Source organism: Peribacillus sp. NPDC055009, from assembly GCF_053608705.1.
Window position 1 is genome coordinate 183,303 of the sequence record NZ_JBSGVZ010000001.1, and the last position, 17,988, is coordinate 201,290.

The window sequence follows — 17,988 nt, forward strand, 5'->3', positions numbered from 1 at the left end:
ATCTTAACAATAAGAGTATTTTCATTAACACGTGCGAAAGTTCTCTAAGGGGCAGTGACGAATTGCTCTTTTCTTATAGAGCAAAAGGGGCATTAGCTGAAGTGGAAATTCTGACCTATATGCAGGAATACAGTAAATTTACGAAAAGATATGAGGAATTAAAATGGAAAAATTTAATTTGATCAAGCAAAATCATAATGTAGTTCCAAATTATAAAGTAAATGATAAGGAAGTTTCTTTTGAAATATACATTAGTCCCAAACAAGAGGTCTGCATTATTGGGAAATTAGATAATAACTATATATGCTGGTGTTCTATAACTCCTATTTCTGACTATGAAAATAATTCTGCTATTTTTCAATATGTATCGAATCTCCAAACCAAAACGATATCAAATGATTATAAAGCTTTAGGAGATCGGTATAAAGAAGTGAAAAATTGGCATAGAATGCAGATTAGTAAGAGACCTTATCAAGATCAGTATCTTTATTATTCTCCAGTAAATTCTTCCTTCTTTACGGAAGGTAAATTTTTCGGAAGAGAAATCTATACATTTTATAAACAAGAGAGAGCCAAATGTGATTACAGGTTAATTGACGATGCTTATATAACTATTTTAAAAAGATATAAAAGCATTTTAAATAAAGAAAATCAAGAATATAGTTATTATCATGAAATGAACCCACTAATTAGGATAATAAAAGATGAAAGTTACATAAAACTATGTCCAATATCAGAAATCAGACAATTATATTTAGAATGCCTTGAAAAATGTGATGATTTATATAACCGATATATGACAGAGGTTCGTTAAAAAATATTTTGCGGATTGGTTTTGAGGGTAGTCCTTTATAAAAATTAGAAATAATAAAATGACATACAGAGTGTTAGTTTTCATTACTTTTGTAAAAGGAAGTAATTGCATTTTCATTGAAAGTCTATAAGAAATCGTGAAGGTTTGTTAAACTAACGGAAAAGTTTATATCCTGCATAATCGTCCACAGAATGTCGGATGATTAGTTTCAACTCCTGCTATTCTGTTGATATAAGGGAGGTCATTGAATGGATTTGCTCAAAAATATGAATGGTGCCATTAAATTCATTGAAGAAAATCTTACGAACGAAATTGACTTTAAAGAGGTTGCAAGGATAGCTTATTGCTCGGAATATCATTTTAAAAGGATGTTCTCCTTCCTTGCAGGTATTTCACTATCCGAGTATATCCGCCGAAGACGGCTTACACTTGCAGCGTTTGAGCTTAAAGATAACAACATGAAGGTCATTGATATAGCGATAAAGTACGGGTACAGCTCACCGGACTCTTTTGCGAGAGCGTTTCAACATTTGCATGGCATCACACCATCTGAAGCGAGAAGTAATGGCCATTCACTTAAAGCCTATCCACCGATGTCCTTCCAATTATCCATTAAAGGAGGCAGTGAAATGAACTATCGAATTGAAGAAAAAGAGGCGTTTCACATAATTGGAATTAAAAAAAGAGTTCCAATCATTTTTAACGGGGTTAATCCAGAGATTGCATCGATGTGGAAAAGTTTAGACGAGAAAACGATAAATGAACTTAAACACCTATCGAATGTCGAGCCATTAGGACTGCTTAGTGCATCTGCGAACTTTTCCGAAGGCAGGTTGGAGGAAAAAGGGGAGCTTGATCATTATATCGGCGCAGCAACAACGAGGGAATGTCCAGAAAACTTAACACAGCTGAAAGTAGATGCATCTACATGGGCGGTATTCGAAGCAGTCGGACCCTTTCCTGAAACACTGCAAAATGTATGGGGCAGGATTTATTCCGAATGGTTTCCATCCTCTAACTATGAACAAAGAGAAGGGCCGGAAATCCTTTGGAACGAAAATAAAGATATAACCTCACCAACATTTAGAAGTGAAATATGGATCCCCGTTATGAAAAAGTAAATATAGGCAAAAGATTTATTCGAAGAGCTGTCTTAAGGCAGCTTTTTTTCCTGTGGAAAAAAAGGAAGGTTAATGAGGGAGAGCTAGGTAATATTTGCTTTAACGAGCTATAATGATGGATAGAAAGTGCTTATATAAGGAGATTGAAAAATGCCTGTTATTGAGTATCAACAATTTATTAAAGCACCAGTTGAATTATGTTTTGACCTAGCGAGGAGCATGGATATCCATACTAAAACGACAGCGAAAACAAAGGAAATTGCTGTTGATGGTGTGACAGAAGGGCTTTTAGAAAAGGGAGATACTGTTACTTGGGAAGCCATTCACTTTGGTATTAAACAAAGGCTGAAAGCCAAAGTGACATTAATGGAAAAACCATATAAGTTTGTGGATATTATGATGAAGGGTGCCTTCCATTCATTCATACACACACATCAGTTTATAGAAGAACAGGGCGGAACTATAATGATGGATAAATTTCAATATAAGTCACCGTTCGGTCCGATTGGAGTTTTAGCTGATAAGTTGTTTTTAGAGAAGTATATGAGAGCATTTATCGTTTCTCGTGCAAAGGCACTGAAAAAGATTGCCGAGAATATGAACTAGGTTAGTGGCAGGTCAGTTCATAAAGAAAGCAGGTAGAAGCAAGAAATGTTGAATTTGACCCAACTATCACACTTAATAATTATGACATTTGTGAAATTGAACTACATGAGAAAACACTACTGGTAAGTAGTTATAGAACTAATGGGTGCTTTAGCTGAAGTTCGTAGCTGTCTTTATCACCGGCACCCTGAACGTTAGCAATTGGCTCGGCTCAGCGGTACAACCGTGTTAGGCCCGCGGATACAACCGGCCTTTATTTATAATTACGGATCAAATCGTTTGGCTGCGATTTGATCTTTTTATTTGTTTTTATAAGAATAACACAGGTAGAACAAATGTTCCAGTATAAAAGTGTAAAATTATTACTTTTTTTGAAAAATCAGCTCTGATAAAAAGTATTGTTGATTTTCTGAAGACTATAGGGGCAGGTTAGCTAGGGAGCCTTAGTGTTTTCCAACTTTGCAAGAGTCATATGCTATAATTAGCCAAAAAAGGAGAATTTTATTTGAATGCACTAATTATCTCTATATATTTAACTATTACACTTGTATCGCTTACTTTCGCTGGACCTTATTCTCCATTGGTGGGACTTGCAGTTGGATTGCCATTACATATTCTAATATTACTTACACAAATATATAAAGAATTAAAAGTGATATCTAAAAAACTATACGAATAATTTTGTCAACTCTACGTCTGTGCAGTAGACATGAGTTATGGTTAAACCAAAAAAGGAAAGGGGTGAAGTTCTTTGGGTTACAATATCGGTGATATGGTATATCAACTTATTATGTTTGTTTTGTTGATTGGGGTGATTTTTGCTGTTTACTTTTTTGTTCGTTCTCTTCTTACAAGGTCAAAACAAACCAATAAAATAGAACAAAAACTTGATAGAGTAATTGAGATGCTTGAAAAGGATAAAAGAGATTAATTTCTTTTAATCCTTTTCTTTTTTTGTTCCACACAAGCCACTCTAGCGGCGCAGGTTAGTCGAATAAGAAGCCGAATATACTCTAGTGATTTCATCTAATGCAAAAAAGATTATTGAGCAAATAACCGCAAAGATAAAGAAACCTCCTGGGTCAATAAAGTATGTAGCCAATCCAAAACCAATATGTATTACTCCAGATAACCAGAAACGAATATTGAAATACTTCATTGAAATAAATTCAGCAATGAGTGAGACTGGTAAGCCATAAAAGAAATTTCCCATTAAACTATAAAAAAATACAATAAGAATAATCTGAAAGAAATCTCCATCTAATTTAAAGGATGGTTCTTCAAAAATCGAGACAAGAAATAAACCAATAGTAAAGGTTAATGATGAGTAGAATGCCACTTTAATTTTTCTGAAATGGTCTTTAAACAGAAGCTTTCTAATCACAGGAAATAAAAACGCAATCGTTATTAAAGCAAGTAAAGTTTTAATTATGATCGGTGTAGTTGAAACTAGTACTATTGTCAACAGAACAAGCATGGAGAAAACAAGAATATAAGAATTTCCTTTTATCATAAATACCTCGAACCTTTTTACCTTCATTGTACAATAAGCTGATGTTAGTAGGATATTACAAAACAATTATCATCTTCACAGAGATAAATCCTTTTTGAATGTTCGTATTATTAGTGATAAGGTGTCCGGCAGTTCGACGCTGTGTCAGGTGAAGGTGTATGAAATTTCAAAACAGTAAAAATACGCTGTTAAACTGTTTTATTTGTGATCAAGGGTGGTTAAAAAAGTTTTCGGTGATTTTGTGTCAATATCCTAATTAGAACATATGTTGAATTAACCCATTTAATTTTTTCCTCCTAAAACAAATAAGGAGATGTTTCTATTGTCAAATTGTGGTCATGAATCAAATTGCGGTTGCGGTAACGATGTTGGTGGATTTGGTGGCGGTTTCGCTTTTATAGTCGTTTTGTTTATCCTCTTAATCATCGTTGGAGCTGCTTGTTTCGGCGGCGGCGATAGAGGTAACGATTGCTGTTATCCCGTTCAAGGATATGGCGGTTTCTGCTAACAAATGTATAAAGAAAAGCCGACCTTTATTGGTCGGCTTCCTTTATGCTAACTTATTTTAATTATCGCGAAGTAAGCTTTATGACTGATTCGATAATCATATCCCAGTCTTCACTATGAATCTCATGCCCTGATCCATCAAGAGTCACTAATTCAGCATGAGGGATGGCTTTCGCAAGAGCAAGTCCGTGCTCGTATGGCAAGGCTGGATCTTCTGTGCCGTGAATGATGAGGACAGGTACGGAAATCTCACCCATTCGATCGAAATATTCGTCTCCGCCAGCAAGCATGGCATGATTGAATCTGCTCGGTAGCTGTTTGGCACGGTCAGCCTCTCTTTTTGCCAGTTTATGCATTCTTTCCTGCTCATAAGGTTTGGAACCGGCTAAAGTTTTCCATCCATCCGCAAGATAAGCGATGACCGTCTCCCGATTTGACCAATCAATGGAAGCACTTTTTGCATGATGATCCAATATGCTCTGATCCATTGGAGGCAGTTTTTCCATTACTGTCCCGAACACGCTTGATGCAATTAGCGTAAGCGTATTTACGCGTTCCGGATATCTTAAGGCAAGAATCTGGCCGACCATACCGCCTAGGGACATTCCAACGATAGAAGCCCGCCCTATGGAATAAGCGTCCAGGACACCAGCGGCATCGTCAGCCAAATCCGTTATTGTATAGTTGGAGGTACCGGGTTCATAAACGGTAGACCGGCCCAGATCCCGATGATCGTAGCGAATGACAAATCTCCCCGAAGCGGCAAGGCGGAGACAGAAGTCATCATCCCACCAGTCTAATGAAGACATCGCTCCCATGATCAAAAGCACGGCAGGGTCCTTAGGGTTTCCAAAACTTTCAGTACATATATCCACTTTATTTATTTTCAGTATCTGTTCACTCATGTTTTTTACCTCCGTATTAAATATTATCCAATAGCCGTTACGATGGCGCAGATCAATATATACTTTCCGGAGCATGATGATTGGCCTGCGCTTTTAATTATCGCAGTCTAACCCACTTAATAATCATGACGCGGCCTCCTTTTAATAGTTGTAAAAGTGGGAGGTATCCCTATATTACTTTAACATGGGGGATTTCTTTGCGCCACCAAATTTTCCCACATTTCCATGCGGACAGAAAACCCCGAATACAGAGCACCTTTTTTGGTGCCATTTATTCGGGGTTTTTAAAATGCATTTTCGTTTTATTGAGCTGTATATCCGCCATCTAACACGACTGCCTGGCCTGTGACGCCCCTTGCTTTGTCGCTTGCGAGGAAAATGGCGTAGTCGGCAATTTCACTTACATCGAGTAAGCGGTTTTGTGGGACAAGTGGATATATGACCTCTTCCAAAACGCTTTCCAGTGGAACTTGTCTTGTTTTCGCCAGGTCCTCCAGTTGACCGCGGACGAGAGGCGTGTCCACGTATCCTGGGCAAAGGGCATTGACGGTTATGCCAAAAGAGGCGCTTTCCAAGGCGGCGACTTTCGTCAATCCGATTACACCGTGTTTGGCACTGTTGTACGCTGCTTTGTTGGCGAATCCAATCAGACCGTTAATGGAAGAGATGTTGATTATCCTGCCGAAGCCCTGTTCTTTCATGATGGGCAAAACGTTCTTAATTGAAATGAACGGCGCGGTCAGCATGATTTTGATCATAAGTTCGAATTTTTCAGTTGGAAACTCTTCAATTGGTGCAACATGCTGAAGGCCGGCGTTATTGATGAAAATATCTATTCGTCCGTATTTGTCTTTAGCTTGTTTGATTAGTTGGATAATATCATCTTCACTTGTTACGTCAGCTTTTAAGCCGATAACCTCCAAGCCGTTGTTCCTAAGGTCTTGAGCAGCTTTTTCAACTGTGTTTTGATCAAGGTCGGACAAAACGACCTTTGCGCCATTTTCAGCAAATATCTTTCCAATCTCAAAGCCGATCCCTCTAGCGGATCCGGTAATTATCGCCACTTTATCTTTAACCATATTACATTCCTCCAATAAAAAATGTAATGGTCCAGGTCTGTCATTTTATGTCGTAATCAGGGAATATTTCACAAGGTAAGCTCCATTGGAAATATAAAGGGAAGGTTATTAAAAATATGATTTAGGTTAATGAGTAAGAGTCTATCATGATTTTCTTGATAACAAAAGAATTTTATTTCACCTTATCGTTGGCATGGATATTGCATATATAAAAAGGCGAGTAAATAAAGGTAATTGAAACGGAAAGGGGAAGCTGGATGATTAAAAAAATAGCCATTATCGGTTCTGGTGTAATGGGGAGTGGAATCGCTCAGTCTTTTGCAGTTAGCGGGCATTTCGTCACCATTAACGATATTAAGGATGAGTTGCTACACCGTGCCCAAAATCGAATTTCTGAGAATCTATCATTGCTCATCGAGGAAGGGGTTTTGACTGATCAGGAAAAGCAAGTAGCTTTAGCCCATATTACATATAGCGTGGATTTGGAAGGGGCAGTAAGAGATGCTGATTTTATCATTGAGGCCATTCCGGAAGTCATCGAGCTGAAGTTGAATCTATATGAGCAAATGGAGGAAATAATCAAGCCGGATGCCATTGTTGCCTCCAATACATCGACCTTTCCAATTTCTCAATTGATGGAGAAGGCATCGTTTGCGGACCGAATGATCATCACGCATTTCTTTAATCCTGGCCATTTGGTTCCATTGGTTGAAATTGTTAAGCATGACGAAACAAAGCCGGAAATCGTAAAGACAACAATGGATTTGATGCGTAAAATCGGCAAGTCTCCGATTCTCTTGAAAAAAGAAATAGCAGGATTCATTGCCAATCGTCTCCAGACTGCCTTGATGCGGGAAGCCTTTTATCTATTAAAAGAGGGCGTTGCCAATGCTGAGGATATCGATACAGCGATAACGGCTGGACCAGGTTTTCGATGGGCATTCACCGGACCGATCGAGATTGCTGACTTTGGCGGTCTGGACACTTGGCAGCGTGTTTTCGATAATGTTTCACCGGCATTGGATCAGAGTAAGGAAGCCCCTGATTTGATTAGTGATTTGGTGGCCGAGGGAAAGCTTGGGACGAAGTCGGGAGAAGGGATTTTTACGTATGAAGAATCTACCGTTTCCCAGAAAATCAATGAGCGGGACCGTAATTTTATTAAACTGGGAAAATTAAAAATGGAGAAGGAGGAAGTGTTATGAGAGAAGTAGTGATTGTAGGGGCAGCAAGAACACCAGTTGGTGCGTTTGGAGGCAGTCTTGCCAATGTTTCAGCGGTCGACTTGGGAGTCGTGGCAGCTAAGGAAGCGATTAAGCGGGCAAATATCTCGGCTGATTTGATCGATGAAGTATTGGTTGGGAATATTCTCTCTGCTGGATTAGGGCAAAATGTGGCACGTCAGGTTGCGATTCATGCAGGGATTCCGGAAACAACGCCGGCCATGGCCATTAATAAACTTTGCGGATCTGGCCTTCGTACAGTCATAATGGGAGCGCAATTCATTGCCCTTGGAGATGCTGATGTGATTCTTGCCGGGGGTATCGAAAGCATGAGCAATGCTCCGTATTTACTTCCAAATTATCGTTTTGGGCAGAAAATGGGTAATGCCGAAGCGGTGGATTCAATGACTTATGACGCCTTAACGGATGTATTTAATCAATATCATATGGGTGTGACTGCAGAGAATATTGCCGAGCAATGGGAAATCAGCCGTGAAAAGCAGGATGAATTTGCTTTAGATAGTCAAATGAAGGCTGAAAAGGCGCAGCTTGAAGGACGATTTGCAGATGAAATCGTACCTGTTGAATATAAACGCAGAGGAAAGACGATCTTGGTGGACCAAGATGAACACCCGCGTCATGGGCTGACGATAGAACAACTTACGAAGCTGCGTCCTGCTTTTAAGGAAAATGGAACGGTTACGGCAGGAAATGCATCCGGAATCAATGATGGGGGTGCGATGTTGGTCCTGATGTCTAGAGAAAAAGCAGACGAGCTGGGATTGGAAGCATTAGCGACAATCAAGTCATATGCAAACGCCGCGCTTGATCCGAAAATCATGGGATACGGTCCTGTGCCTGCTACAAGGAAAGCTTTGGCAAAAGCGGGATTGACAATAGAAGATATTGATTTGATGGAAGTGAATGAAGCCTTTGCGGCACAGTCACTCGCCGTGCTTAAGGACCTTGAACTGAAGCCGGAGAAAGTGAATGTGAATGGAGGGGCGATTGCCTTGGGTCATCCGGTAGGCGCTTCCGGTGCCCGCATCTTAGTGACTTTATTGTATGAAATGAAGCTTAGAGATGCAAAAACCGGCCTTGCCACCTTATGTATCGGTGGCGGGCAAGGAACTGCGCTGATTGTGGAGCGGTAATGACTTGGCCTCATTTTCCTATGATATAATGGAGGAAACTTCAGACGGGTTAAGGAGAATAGGAATGGTCAGCGATAATAAAACTATTCAATTGGAATTAGTGAAAGCGATATTGGAAGAATTGCCTTTTGGTGTTTTGGTGACGAAAAACGAAAAAGAAATCGTTCTAAGCAATCGCGTATTATCTGAGGCTTTTGCTGAGAATCAATTTGAGATGCAAATAAAATTGATTTTAGAAAAAAACCTTGTACCAGCTGTAAATACTCCGATCCGCTTGAATGGTAATAATGGGATTGTCAGAAAAGCCATCATTCAAATGGGTGATGAGGAGTATCAGATTTACCTCCTATTGTTTACAAATAATAAAAGTGATTTTCTTAATATCGATAATCATGAAGAACTTCTGTTTAAGGATATTATCGAGTTTGCCTATGACGGCTTGGTGATGGTTGATACGGAAGGGTATGTCCAAATGCTGAGCCACGCTTATGCGGATTTTCTTGGGGTCGATCAGGAAAGCTCGATAGGGAAACATGTAACGGAGGTCATTGAAAACACCCGTATGCATGTGGTCGCCAAAACTGGCAAGCAAGAGGTCGCTGAATTACAAAAAATTAAAGATAATTATATTATTGCGACCCGCTCCCCGATACGGAAACAAGATAAATTAATAGGAGCGGTCGGAAAGATCCTTTTTAAGAATGTCGGGCAATTTACCGCTCTTTCCAAGCGGATAAATTCACTTGAAGTAGAGCTGAAAAAGTACAAAGGCGATTTTCGCGAGAGAAATAAGGCCTCATATACGTTTGATCATTTGATGGGAAGAAGTCCTGCTTTCATGGAAGTGAAAGGTCAAGCCAAAATTGCAGCTAAAAGCGACTCGAATGTGTTGATTTTGGGCGAAAGCGGAACAGGTAAGGAGCTGTTTGCCCATTCCATTCATAATGATAGCAGACGGGCCATGGGCGTGTTTGTCAAAGTGAACTGTGCCGCCATCCCGGCAGAGCTGCTGGAGTCAGAGCTTTTTGGTTATGAAGAGGGTTCTTTCACTGGTGCAAAAAAAGGCGGAAAAGCAGGTAAGTTCGAAGCGGCTGAAGGCGGAACGATTTTTCTCGATGAAATCGGTGAGCTGCCACTGCATATGCAGGTGAAGCTGCTCCGTGTTTTACAAGAAAAAGAGATTGAGAGAGTAGGTTCTACGGGAAGTATTCCGATTGATGTACGGGTAATCGCTGCAACGAACCGTAATCTGGAGGAAATGGTCTCGAAAGGGGAATTCCGGCTTGATATGTATTACCGGTTGAAGGTCTTGCAAATCCAGGTTCCTTCCTTAAGGGAGCGACCGGAGGACATTGAAATACTGGGAAATCATTTTGTTGAAAAGTATCAGAACCTTATGAAAAAACGCGTAATGGGAATGAGTGATCAAGCATTACGGCTGCTTCGTCTTTATAAATGGCCGGGGAATATTCGTGAGTTGGAGAATATCATTGAACGCGCAATGAATATTGTTGAAGAAGGGGAAATGATACGTTCCAAGCATCTCCCTAAAGAAATAACGGGTCATAAAGAATCAGTATCGATCCGTACCTTAGCTGAAGTAATGGATGAAACGGAACGGGCTGCAATCGTTTCATGCTTGGAAATGACCTCAGGCAATAAATCAGAAACGGCAAAGAGACTCGGAGTTAGTCGAACAACGCTGTATGAAAAAATGAATAAATATGGTTTATGAATGCAGAAAGTGCCCTTTAGCCCAAGGGCACTTTTTTTATACTTTTTAACACCAATTAAGAATAGATACACATTTGTGCATATTTTTCACTAGCAAATATTTGCGTGTGTTAGGAAATCCGTACATAAAACGAAAGAAAATTTGAAAGTTGTAAGAAAAGTCTTACACTTTTTTAAAGTTTATATTTAGGTGTACTGAAACCTTGACAGTTTTAAGGGACTTTAGCTCTTAAAAGGGAAATAAACTGTTGGAAAAGGCTTTAAAGATGAGATTTTTCATTGCATTAAAGTTGGCACAATAATTGCATAATTACTTAGTGAATGGCCTATCTGTCATTTTATACTGTTTTTTCACGTAAAATGAAAAGGGATTTCGTAATTCAGCAAATTGTTGAAAGCGTTCTCAAAAATTGGAAGATCATTCAGCCTGACTTGGGGAAGGCAGGCTTGGATGGTAAAAGCGGAAAGATTAAAAATGTGGAATTTAGGAGATTAATAGTTCTATTTAAATGCCGCCGAAACAATTTTGGGGCAAGGGGAGAAAAGGGGGAATTGAGTTGGTGATTCAAATTTTAGCCATTGTTGTGGCGCTGGGACTTTTAATCTTTTTAGCCTACCGGGGCTATCCGGTCATTATCATAGCGCCGGTTGTTACTTTACTGGCGGTCATCTTATCCGGTGGACACTTGCTGCCGAGTTACACAGAGACATATATGACGTTTGCGGCTAACTATATAAAAGCGTTTTTCCCGATATTTTTATTAGGGGCCGTATTTGGAAAAGTCATGGAGATGAGCGGTGCAGCTGCATCCATCGCCAAGACCATCGTAAAATCACTAGGCTCAAAGCAGGCCATTCTTGCTGTAGTGCTGGCGTGTTCGGCGCTGACATATGGCGGGGTTTCATTGTTTGTAGTGGCATTCGCCGTTTATCCATTCGCAGCGGCAATTTTTAAAGAAGCAGACATTCCAAAAAGATTATTGCCGGGAACGATTGCATTAGGCGCTTTCACTTATACGATGGATGCCCTTCCTGGAACACCTCAGATTCAAAATATCATTCCAACGAATTATTTCGGAACAGATACGTATGCAGCTCCAGTAATGGGGATTATTGGCGCGATCATGGTATTTACAGGAGGAATGATCTGGTTAGAGCGTCGCCGTAAACAAGCGTTGGCAAATGGTGAAGGATACGGGGAAGGACATATTAATGAGCCAGAAAGTGCAGAACAGCAAAACCTGCCTAACTTTTGGCTGTCCATCGTACCGCTCATCCTTGTCGTAGCATTTAATTTTGCTTTCAGCCGCAGTGCCATTTCGGTTAAGCACTGGTATGATGCATCGATGTTGAAGGAAACTTTCAACATTGCAGATGTAAGCACTGTCACTTCATCCTGGTCTTTGATTGTGGCACTGACAATCGGTATCATTGCAGCGATGCTTCTGAATGTTGGACGCATCAAGGTCAAATTGGCAAGTGGATTAACAGCTGCGGCAATGGGATCATTGCTTGCGATATTCAATACCGCTTCTGAAGTTGGTTTTGGGAATGTTGTGAAAACGCTACCTGGATTCTCGGTCATTCAAAACTGGGTGTTCAATGCAAGCGGTAATCCACTTGTATCCGAAGCTATTGCCGTCAATGTGCTGGCAGGGATTACCGGATCTGCATCTGGTGGACTTTCGATTGCGTTGGAAGTAATGGGAGGTCACTATTTGCAGGTGGCCCAAAGTGTCGGAATCACCCCGGAAATGCTTCATCGAATTGCATCCATGGCATCTGGCGGAATGGATACACTGCCGCATAATGGTGCCGTCATTACCTTACTTGCCATTACTGGACTGACACATCGTCAATCTTACAAGGATATCTTTGCGATTACGATTTTGAAAACAGTGACCGTGTTCATCATAGCTTTTGCAACTTCACTGTTTATTTAATAGAATAGTATTTAGAATGGAGATGATGGAAAATGAGTAAAATATTAACATCTTTTGATAGCGCTATTCAACAAATCGAGGATGGAGCAACCATTATCGTAGGCGGGTTCGGATTAAGCGGAATTCCAGAAAAACTGATCATTGCTTTGCGTAACAAAGGTGTAAAGGATTTGACGATTGTCAGCAATAATTGCGGTGTCGATGACTGGGGTCTGGGGCTATTGCTTGAAAACAAACAGATCAAAAAAATGATCGCTTCTTATGTAGGGGAAAATAAGTTATTTGAACAGCAATTTTTAAGCGGCGAGCTGGAGGTCGAGCTAGTTCCCCAAGGAACGCTGGCCGAGCGTTTAAGAGCGGGCGGAGCGGGAATTCCTGCCTTTTATACAGCTACAGGAGTAGGAACGGAAGTCGCAAATGGTAAAGAACATAAAGAGTTTGATGGCCGCACATACATTATGGAAAAAGGAATAGTCGGAGATTTTGCCTTTGTAAAAGCCTGGAAAGCAGATCATTTCGGTAATCTTGTATATCGTAAAACGGCAAGGAATTTTAACCCTGTCGTTGCCACCGCAGGGAAAGTCACGCTTGTCGAAGTGGAGGAGCTTGTGGGCACAGGGGAGCTCGATCCGGATGAAATTCATACTTCAGGAGTTTATGTACAGAAAGTGCTTGTAGGGAATGACTATGAAAAACGAATTGAAAGACTTACAACTGCTAACGCATAAAAAAGGAGGAGTATCGAATGACTAGACAACTAATCTTAGAACGGGCCGTTAAAGAAATCCAAGACGGTATGTGTGTAAATTTAGGGATTGGAATGCCGACCTTGATTGCCAACATGATCCCGAATGACTTTAATGTCATGCTTCAATCGGAAAATGGCTTACTGGGAATCGGCCCTTATCCACAAAAGGATGAAGTCGATCCGGATTTGATCAATGCAGGAAAAGAAACAGTAACCGCAAAAGCAGGGGCATCATTTTTTGATAGCGCTGAATCGTTTGCAATGATTCGCGGCGGCCACATCGATCTAGCCATTTTAGGCGGGATGGAAGTTTCCGAAAATGGGGACTTGGCAAACTGGATGATTCCAGGGAAGATGGTAAAAGGAATGGGAGGAGCGATGGACCTCGTCCAAGGCGCAAAACGTATTGTTGTCATCATGGACCATGTGAACAAGCATGGGGAATCCAAAGTGAAAAAAAGCTGTACATTGCCATTGACGGGAGAAAAAGTCGTCCATTGCCTGATTACCGAACTGGCTGTTTTTCAATTTACAGAAGCTGGCATGGAATTGATTGAACTGCAAAATGGCGTAACACTTGATGAAGTGAAAAGCAAAACAGAGGCCGACTTTACAGTTAGCCCCTCTATTGAAATTAAAGCGTAAGTTAAAGAGAAAAATAAAATAATACATTATTAGACTGCTTTCATTCGCAAACGGGCGAACGGAAGCAGTCTAATTTTTTTTGTGGAATTCCCTATCAATAATGAAGGAACGAAAGGCCTTTTAACCTCAGTTATCAATACTTGGCAGACAGTCGGCGGAAAGGGAGGGGATTTCTGAATCAGCAGGAACGTTTGTTAAATAAATAACATATCACTTCTATTCTCTAATACATGAGAACAAACTTTTCCAACTCTGCTACTTTTCCGTTAAAAAGGCTTATATAAACTTTGATGGGAACTTAAAAGGAGGGATGACAGTGAAAGTAGCATTACGGACATTATTGGAGCAATCAGTGAAAAAGATGGGCAAAGGGATGAATCCTGTTGTGAAGGCATCAGCATTGGAAATGGTGGAACGTGCTTATAATGAAGGAATCACTGTACAGATAAGTGCAGGTTATCGCTCTTTGGAAGAACAAGCCAACCTTTATGGTCAAGGACGAGTTTACAGCTACAAAGGAAAAAACTATAGTAATCTAGCTAAACCCATTGTGACGAACGCTAAGCCAGGGCAATCCTATCATAATTATGGACTGGCTATTGACTTCTTCATTGTGAGTGATGATGGCAGGAGGGCGATATGGACAGTTAATTCAAAATGGCAGCGAGTGGCTGCCATAGGTAAGGGTTTAGGATTTAAATGGGGCGGGGATTGGAGTTCATTCAAGGATTACCCCCACTTGGAGATGACAGGCGGGTTATCTTATACACAGTTACAAACAGGAAAAGAACCCGGCCTTACTTTCAAATTAGAAAAAAGGAAAATGCAGAAAACCGGCAAAGGAGAATATCCTATCATTTCGATTCAAAAAACGTTAAATAGCCGATATGAAACGAATATTGAGTGTGATGGGTTTTATGGTCCCAAAACTCGAAAGGCCCTTATAATAGGTTTACAAACGGAATTGAATAAGCAATTCAATAAAAAGCTTGTTGTCGATGGAAAATGGGGGCCTAAAACGAAGAATGCAACCGTCACAATAAAAAAAGGAGCTAGCTGCAATATCACATGGATCCTGCAAGCAGCGTTATATATGGAAGGGTTTAACCCCGGTACTCTTGACGGAGAATTCGGGGAAAAAACCGAGGCGGCATTATTCAAATACCAAAAAGCAAGCAAGATTTCTGCTGATAAGCTTGCAGGCAAAGTAACATGGAATGAATTGTTTGCTTGATGGAAATCCGATTCACTCAAATAGTAATGATGGATTGTAAAGTTCTTAATATTCCTTTGGAGTACGTACCTGTCGCTATTTTAGTATGAGCTTCCTTCGCTTCTTGAGTTGCATTCCCTACAAGGTAACCATGTTTAACACTTTTTAACATGAGCAGATCATTGCCGCTATCCCCGAAAGCAAAGGCATGCTCCCGACTCAGCCCGAATTTGTCTAGCATAAAACGGACAATCTCGTTTTTTCCAGTGCCTAATGGAATGAAGTCTATATCATAACTATCTTCAGGATCGCCGGCAAGGGGATTGCAACGATTGATATTTACCCCTATCCCGTACTCTTTGGCCACCCTCTGGATGGTGGCTAAATTCTTCTTGTCGACAGATTCATGTTGTATTTGATAATAATAATTCCTTTTGTAGCGTGAACTTCCCATTTGAGTCTGAGGAATCAATGGTATATTGCCGTTAAGTAGAACATTATAAATTTCATCGATTTTCCTCTTATTAAATTCTTCGTTATTAATCTGTGAATGCCAATCTGGATCACTTTCCAAAAAGTTATTTTCCGAGAAATAGGTGATTTCGGTACCTAAGTCACTTGCAATAAAATGGGGGAAAAATCTGAATCCACCATGTTCCATTTTATGTAATATTGATTCGGTACTACTCCCAGTGACCCAGCCAAAGACAAGTTTTTCATCCATGCTTTTTGCTTCTAAGTAATTTTCAAGTTCATATACATCTTCCTGTCTCTCGTGACTCATGGAATGAGGATAATAGGTTTCATCGAAATCACAGAATACAATGTATTTTGGGTCTTCAACCTTTGGCAATAACTGAAACCCGCCCTTTTTATTCAATAACATAACAATCCCTCCAAATATAACTTTTTAAAAATACAACTCAGAAAAATTTTGTTAATATATTAGCAACGGTTTAATCATAACTTCTGAAATCGATAACATGTCAACCACATATTACAAGGATGGGATTAAATGACGAGAATTAGTGAGATAGCCAAGATATGTAATGTCTCTAAAACAACGGTATCCAGAGTCTTAAATAATCATCCATATGTATCAAATGAAAAAAGGGAACAAATCTTAAAGGTCATGGAAGAGCTTGATTATGCACCAAGTTCACTAGCCCGGAATTTTAGGTCAAATAAAACCCAAACCATTGCAATATCAGTCCCAAGTTTCGATCATCCATTCTTTGCCCAATTGGTTAAAGGAGTATCTCTGGCAGCCTTGGAAAATGATTATAAAGTTCTTATTTTTCAAACCTTTTATGATGCGAAAAATGAATTAGATGTTATGGGGAAATTAAAGAATAGAGAAGTAGAGGGTGTTATTTTAGGAGCGTTAGAAAATGAATGGAATGTAATCAAGCCTTATTTGAAATACGGCCCAATTTTACTGTGTAATGAATACCATCATTCCGCTTCTATACCGATTATCGGATATGACGAATTCGAAGCGACATACAAAGCTGTTAATCATTTAATAGAAAAAGGCCATAGGAAAATAGGTTTTTGCTACGATACTTCTTATAGTCAGGCACAGGGTCAAAGAAAAGAGGGGTTTATAAAAGCGTTAGCGGATAATGATTTATTACATAATGACGATTGGATATTTGGACATGGATTTAATATTGAAGATGGATTCCGTATTTGTGATGAAATAGTCAAATTAAAAGAAAAACCTACTGCCTTATTTACTGGAAATGACCAGGTAGCAGCAGGAATTATTAAAAAGGCAACTGCGTTGGGCTATAAAATACCGGAATGCCTGGCTATAGTTGGTTATGATAATCAATCTATTTGCCAAGTCACAACCCCTACCATAACCACAATCGATATACCGATTATGGAACTAGGACAACGCACTGTAATAGAATTGATAAAATACTTAAATGAAGATTTGAAATTAAAGCGCGACATTATTAAATTGCCTACCAAACTTAAAATCAGAGAATCAACCTAACATTCATAAAGATATAAAAGCTTCTTATTCAGTTTATTATCCTTTCAGACAGACACTAAAGAAATTCTGTAATTCGTCCTCCCCCGGGAATAATCTGACCACCCCCCAGAATAATTCGACTTTCCCGGGAAATAATTCACCTAAACCCAACATAATTCGACTTACCACGGTATGATCCTTCCTATACACAAATCCACTATTCATCTAAAGAATTCATTCAAGTTCCAGGCACCAATCATTGCATTTCATAAAGCTCCCTGGCGGGTATTCGAATTCACATTCGGATATGAGATTGAAGCCGAGCTTGCGGCAAATTGCGTTTGATGCAGGATTAGTGATCGAAGGGAATGCGTGAATGTATTTGTAATTTCGTTCGGCTTTGATTTTCTCCATCAGTGCCTTCACGGCATGAGATGCGATTCCTTTTCCTTGAAAGGAAGGGAGGACGCTCCAACCGATTTCGTACACAAATTCATCGTTCCACACTTTCTGCCAGTAGCCAACGGAACCGGCTGCCTTTGCCTCTGGAAACGGGGTGATGCTAAACATGCATCCCTTATCTCCAATCTGTAGATACCGCTGATGACGCTTCAGGATTTGTTCATTACTTTCTGGTCCGCCAAGATGTTCCATCATTTCTGGGGCATTAAGTTGAAATAGTAATTGAAGGTCTTTATCTTCCCACGGTTTAATTTCTAATCTAGTTTCCGAAATCTGACTCACCCCTAAATTTTATATATTTTCTCTTATAATTTTCTTGGCTTAATGCGAGATTCCT

At 39.9% G+C, this 17,988-nt stretch carries 18 protein-coding genes; 13 read left to right on the forward strand and 5 right to left on the reverse strand.

From position 1 onward, the window contains the following. Positions 1-163: 163 nt before the first annotated feature. The 4 genes from ACWF5P_RS00960 (at position 164) to ACWF5P_RS00975 (ending at position 3,472) form a co-directional block, all read left to right on the forward strand. A complete protein-coding gene (locus ACWF5P_RS00960) occupies positions 164-814 on the forward strand; it encodes a hypothetical protein (protein ID WP_434167718.1) in 651 nt (216 codons plus the stop codon). Between the two features lie 248 nt (positions 815-1,062). Next, positions 1,063-1,935, forward strand: coding sequence for an AraC family transcriptional regulator (locus ACWF5P_RS00965; RefSeq protein WP_427571529.1), 873 nt, complete (start codon positions 1,063-1,065; stop codon positions 1,933-1,935). A gap of 150 nt (positions 1,936-2,085) precedes the next feature. Continuing rightward, on the forward strand, positions 2,086-2,541 hold the full coding sequence (locus tag ACWF5P_RS00970) for an SRPBCC family protein (RefSeq protein ID WP_434167716.1): 456 nt from the start codon (positions 2,086-2,088) through the stop codon (positions 2,539-2,541). 751 nt (positions 2,542-3,292) lie between these two features. Next, complete coding sequence (locus ACWF5P_RS00975; RefSeq protein WP_434167715.1) at positions 3,293-3,472, forward strand: DUF4083 domain-containing protein; 180 nt, start codon at positions 3,293-3,295, stop codon at positions 3,470-3,472. 42 nt (positions 3,473-3,514) lie between these two features. Here ACWF5P_RS00975 and ACWF5P_RS00980 read toward each other — a convergent pair whose 3' ends face one another. Then, positions 3,515-4,054, reverse strand: coding sequence for a hypothetical protein (locus ACWF5P_RS00980; protein ID WP_434167714.1), 540 nt, complete (start codon positions 4,052-4,054; stop codon positions 3,515-3,517). A 322-nt stretch (positions 4,055-4,376) separates the two neighbouring features. Between ACWF5P_RS00980 and ACWF5P_RS00985 the strand changes: the two genes are divergently transcribed. Continuing rightward, on the forward strand, positions 4,377-4,562 hold the full coding sequence (locus ACWF5P_RS00985; protein WP_434167713.1) for a YjcZ family sporulation protein: 186 nt from the start codon (positions 4,377-4,379) through the stop codon (positions 4,560-4,562). Positions 4,563-4,623: 61 nt separating this feature from the next. Here the strand turns inward: ACWF5P_RS00985 and ACWF5P_RS00990 are convergent, their stop codons facing one another. Both ACWF5P_RS00990 and ACWF5P_RS00995 read right to left on the reverse strand, forming a co-directional pair. Further along, a complete protein-coding gene (locus tag ACWF5P_RS00990) occupies positions 4,624-5,466 on the reverse strand; it encodes an alpha/beta fold hydrolase (RefSeq protein WP_452444485.1) in 843 nt (280 codons plus the stop codon). A gap of 302 nt (positions 5,467-5,768) precedes the next feature. Beyond that, positions 5,769-6,545 (reverse strand): 3-hydroxybutyrate dehydrogenase, encoded by a 777-nt coding sequence (locus ACWF5P_RS00995; protein ID WP_101223195.1) that lies wholly within the window; start codon positions 6,543-6,545, stop codon positions 5,769-5,771. Between the two features lie 257 nt (positions 6,546-6,802). On the opposite strand from ACWF5P_RS00995, the gene ACWF5P_RS01000 reads away from it, so the two are divergent. The 7 genes from ACWF5P_RS01000 (at position 6,803) to ACWF5P_RS01030 (ending at position 15,226) form a co-directional block, all read left to right on the forward strand. Beyond that, complete coding sequence (locus ACWF5P_RS01000; RefSeq protein WP_434167712.1) at positions 6,803-7,750, forward strand: 3-hydroxyacyl-CoA dehydrogenase NAD-binding domain-containing protein; 948 nt, start codon at positions 6,803-6,805, stop codon at positions 7,748-7,750. Further along, positions 7,747-8,922 carry an acetyl-CoA C-acetyltransferase gene (locus ACWF5P_RS01005; RefSeq protein ID WP_452444486.1) on the forward strand — a complete coding sequence of 392 codons (1,176 nt, stop codon included), beginning with the start codon at positions 7,747-7,749 and terminating at the stop codon, positions 8,920-8,922. Before ACWF5P_RS01000 ends, ACWF5P_RS01005 begins: the two co-directional genes overlap by 4 nt. Before the next feature lie 64 nt (positions 8,923-8,986). Then, positions 8,987-10,657, forward strand: a complete 1,671-nt coding sequence (locus ACWF5P_RS01010) for a sigma-54 interaction domain-containing protein (RefSeq protein WP_452444487.1) — start codon at positions 8,987-8,989, stop codon at positions 10,655-10,657. A gap of 556 nt (positions 10,658-11,213) precedes the next feature. Then, a complete protein-coding gene (locus ACWF5P_RS01015) occupies positions 11,214-12,599 on the forward strand; it encodes a GntT/GntP/DsdX family permease (protein WP_434167710.1) in 1,386 nt (461 codons plus the stop codon). A gap of 32 nt (positions 12,600-12,631) precedes the next feature. Beyond that, on the forward strand, positions 12,632-13,327 hold the full coding sequence (locus tag ACWF5P_RS01020) for a 3-oxoacid CoA-transferase subunit A (RefSeq protein WP_434167709.1): 696 nt from the start codon (positions 12,632-12,634) through the stop codon (positions 13,325-13,327). A gap of 17 nt (positions 13,328-13,344) precedes the next feature. Then, positions 13,345-13,992, forward strand: coding sequence for a 3-oxoacid CoA-transferase subunit B (locus ACWF5P_RS01025; RefSeq protein ID WP_101223188.1), 648 nt, complete (start codon positions 13,345-13,347; stop codon positions 13,990-13,992). A gap of 310 nt (positions 13,993-14,302) precedes the next feature. Continuing rightward, positions 14,303-15,226 carry a M15 family metallopeptidase gene (locus tag ACWF5P_RS01030; protein WP_452444488.1) on the forward strand — a complete coding sequence of 308 codons (924 nt, stop codon included), beginning with the start codon at positions 14,303-14,305 and terminating at the stop codon, positions 15,224-15,226. Positions 15,227-15,242: 16 nt separating this feature from the next. Here the strand turns inward: ACWF5P_RS01030 and ACWF5P_RS01035 are convergent, their stop codons facing one another. Next, a complete protein-coding gene (locus ACWF5P_RS01035) occupies positions 15,243-16,091 on the reverse strand; it encodes an HAD-IIB family hydrolase (protein ID WP_434167707.1) in 849 nt (282 codons plus the stop codon). 129 nt (positions 16,092-16,220) lie between these two features. On the opposite strand from ACWF5P_RS01035, the gene ACWF5P_RS01040 reads away from it, so the two are divergent. After that, entirely contained in the window at positions 16,221-17,210 is a 990-nt protein-coding gene (locus ACWF5P_RS01040; protein ID WP_434167706.1) for a substrate-binding domain-containing protein, read from the forward strand. A 213-nt stretch (positions 17,211-17,423) separates the two neighbouring features. On the opposite strand, the gene ACWF5P_RS01045 is transcribed toward ACWF5P_RS01040, so the two are convergent. Then, positions 17,424-17,933, reverse strand: a complete 510-nt coding sequence (locus ACWF5P_RS01045) for a GNAT family N-acetyltransferase (RefSeq protein ID WP_434167705.1) — start codon at positions 17,931-17,933, stop codon at positions 17,424-17,426. Between the last annotated feature and the right edge of the window lie 55 nt (positions 17,934-17,988).